Below are 2,942 nucleotides of genomic sequence, written 5' to 3' on the forward strand. Positions count from 1 at the left end.
TCGGAGCCCAGCAAGACCCTCACGTAGCCGAACGGGCCTATGTTCTGTACTGGAAGACAGCTTCACGGCAACACCGCACCAATGGCGCCCTGGCGCTTGGACAATACAACGATGGCTGGAGTAGCGACTATTACCGTTACCTGTCTGATTGGCTCAAGTCAGCCAGTTTGGCCATATCCGTTGCCCAAGAGAAAATTGACAACGGATCGGCACTGCCCTACACCGAAAACCTTATGCATATTGCTCGCATCTGGCGTGTTTACCTGATGAGTGAATTTGCAGATAACTTCGGACCAATGCCCATCGATGCTTTTAATGGTGAGAATCCCGAATTCTCCAACCTGCAGGATGTCTATTACCACATGCTGGCCGAACTAGCCGATGCCACGGAACAAATCAACATCGAAGAAGTTCTGCCAAACTCAATTGCAAAATACGATCAGTCTTATGGATTTGACTACGCCAAGTGGGTAAAATATGGAAACTCCATGCGACTTCGTTTAGCGATGCGCTTGTCCGAAGTTGATGCGACAAAAGCTAAGACAGAATTTGAAGCAGCCGCATCAAAAGCGCTAATCACCACTGCTGACGACATTTTCAAAGTGGCTGAGAAACCAGGTTGGGATGCATTGACCGGAGTGATGAGCCGCGAATGGAACGGCCAACATCTTTCGGCCACGCTTAATAACCTGTATATTGGATTGGGAGGCATCAATTCCGCCGACGTTTTATCGGCCGATATGCATTCAGCGATTAAACCAGCAAACTACATGGGCCTAAAATTGGACGATCACATGACCACCATGACGAATGATCCTTCTGCCGGATTTTGGTTCGATGGACTGTACGAGGTGATTGACCCCCGTGCCTACAAAGCATTCAATATTCCCGGTGATTTCGACAATCCTAACTTCAGTTTCTACCCCTCATGGACCAATGATGCCAGAACAGTTCAGAGAAATCTGATTGATGATGATGGCGACGTGGTGAAAACGATTGATGGTACCAACACCTGGAATGCTGCTCCCCTTGGAAACTGGGGAACCAAATCAGCCAAAAACCAAGTGTCTTTCTACACAGGCACCAATCCTCGTTTAAGCCAGGAATTCAGGGGAAGTACATCGGAACGCATCTTCTTTGGTGACTGGGAAACCTATTTTCTGTTAGCAGAAGCAGCTGTGAGAGGATGGTCTACACCAATGAATGCCAAAACGGCTTATGAGAATGGCGTGAAAGCAAGTTTTGCCTACTGGGGACTCGATAACTGGGCTGACGATTACCTCACGTCTGACTCCTATAACCGGGCAGGAACTTCCGTTCGGTTTGATCATACCACAGAACCTGTTGATGGGGTAAGCATGAATTACATTGACGGATATACCAATCAAGCGGGCACAACAACGATGAACTATCCTGACAACACGATATACATGAACGGACAGGTGAAAAATGATGCACTGACAAAAATCATAACCCAGAAGTATTTGGCACAATTACCTTGGCTGCCATTGGAAGCCTGGAACGACCATAGAAGATTGGGATTACCGTTTTTTGAAAATCCTGCTGTGGATCTTCCGCTGACAGATCTCCCGGACCTCAACAGTTCGAACTACATGACAAACAGTGTTAAATTTTTCCCACAGCGGTTGAAATATCCTTCAAGTCTTGAAAACAGTAACCCTGAAGGATACCAGCAAGCGGTCGGCTTCTTAGGAGGACCAGATGCTGTATTAACACCACTGTGGTGGGCTAAAAAACAATAGAACACTTTCATTTAGATTCCAAAGGCCGCCTCAAACCTGTTTTGAGACGGCCTCTTTTTTATCAACTTCATGGCAAATCCGCTTTTGAATTTGTTATGCCTAAAATAAAACATACTCAAATGAGAAATAAATTGAATCTGTTTATTCTGGCTTTAATCTTGTGCTGTGCCGGATGTGGCCGTTCGCCTGAGGTACAACAACAGTCGCCACACATTGCCCTGGTTGGTCTGGGGATTGAGTCAAGTACCTTTTCGCCGGCACAGACCACCGAAGATGCTTTTCATACCTGGGAAGGCGATGAGATCTTTTCATACTACCCGTTCTTCAGCGATTCGGCGCTTTTTCAACGTGCACAATGGTCGCCAACCAAGATCAGCCGCGCCATTCCCGGAGGCATCGTTACCCGCGAAACCTATGAATCGCTGGTGGGGAAAACCCTCGAATTGCTGAAACAAAATCAGCCCTACGATGGGGTGTTTCTCGACATTCATGGCGCCATGAGCGTGGTGGGTCTGGATGATCCCGAAGGAGACTTTATTGAGCGTATCCGCAAAGTGGTTGGCTACGAAACCCTCATCTCCACTTCCATGGACCTGCATGGCAATGTGTCGTGGCGCCTGGCGGAAAACTCCGACCTGATTACCTGCTACCGGCTGGCGCCTCACGAAGATGCGTGGGAGTCGCGGCAACGGGCGCTTGAAAACCTGGTCGACCGGTTGGAAAGCGGCAAAGGCAAACCGGCTTTCAAAGCCTGGATCCCGGTTCCTATTTTGCTGCCGGGCGAAAAAACGAGCACCCGTATTGAGCCAGCCAAGAGCCTGTATGCAGCAGTTGCTCCTGCCACCGAACAAGACGGCGTGATTGACGCTGCCATTTGGGTGGGTTACGCCTGGGCCGACGAACCCCGAAACCATGCCGTGGTCATGGCTTATGGCGACGACCAGCAAGAAGTAGGCGAAACAGCCGAACAACTGGCCGAACATTTTTGGAAAGTGCGAAATGAATTTTCGTTTGTGGCGCCAACTGGTACACTGGAAGAATGCCTGGATCAAGCCATTGCAAGCTCGAAGAAACCATTCTTCATCAGCGACTCGGGGGACAATCCCACAGCCGGAGGTGCCGGCGATGTGACCTGGACCTTAACAGAGGTTTTGAAACGTCCGGAATTTCAATCAGCCA

The 2,942-nt window shown here is 49.1% G+C and carries 2 protein-coding genes; both read left to right on the top strand.

Features of this window, described 5'->3' with window-relative positions:
• Positions 1-1,763, top strand: a 1,763-nt coding sequence (locus AAC033_RS18865) for a SusD/RagB family nutrient-binding outer membrane lipoprotein (protein ID WP_339741082.1), incomplete at its 5' end; no start/stop codon positions are given.
• A 119-nt stretch (positions 1,764-1,882) separates the two neighbouring features.
• The coding region (locus tag AAC033_RS18870; RefSeq protein ID WP_339741084.1) for a M81 family metallopeptidase at positions 1,883-2,942 on the top strand (1,060 nt) is incomplete at its 3' end.

The sequence above is a fragment of the uncultured Sunxiuqinia sp. genome, from assembly GCF_963974515.1.
Lineage (GTDB): Bacteria > Bacteroidota > Bacteroidia > Bacteroidales > Prolixibacteraceae > Sunxiuqinia.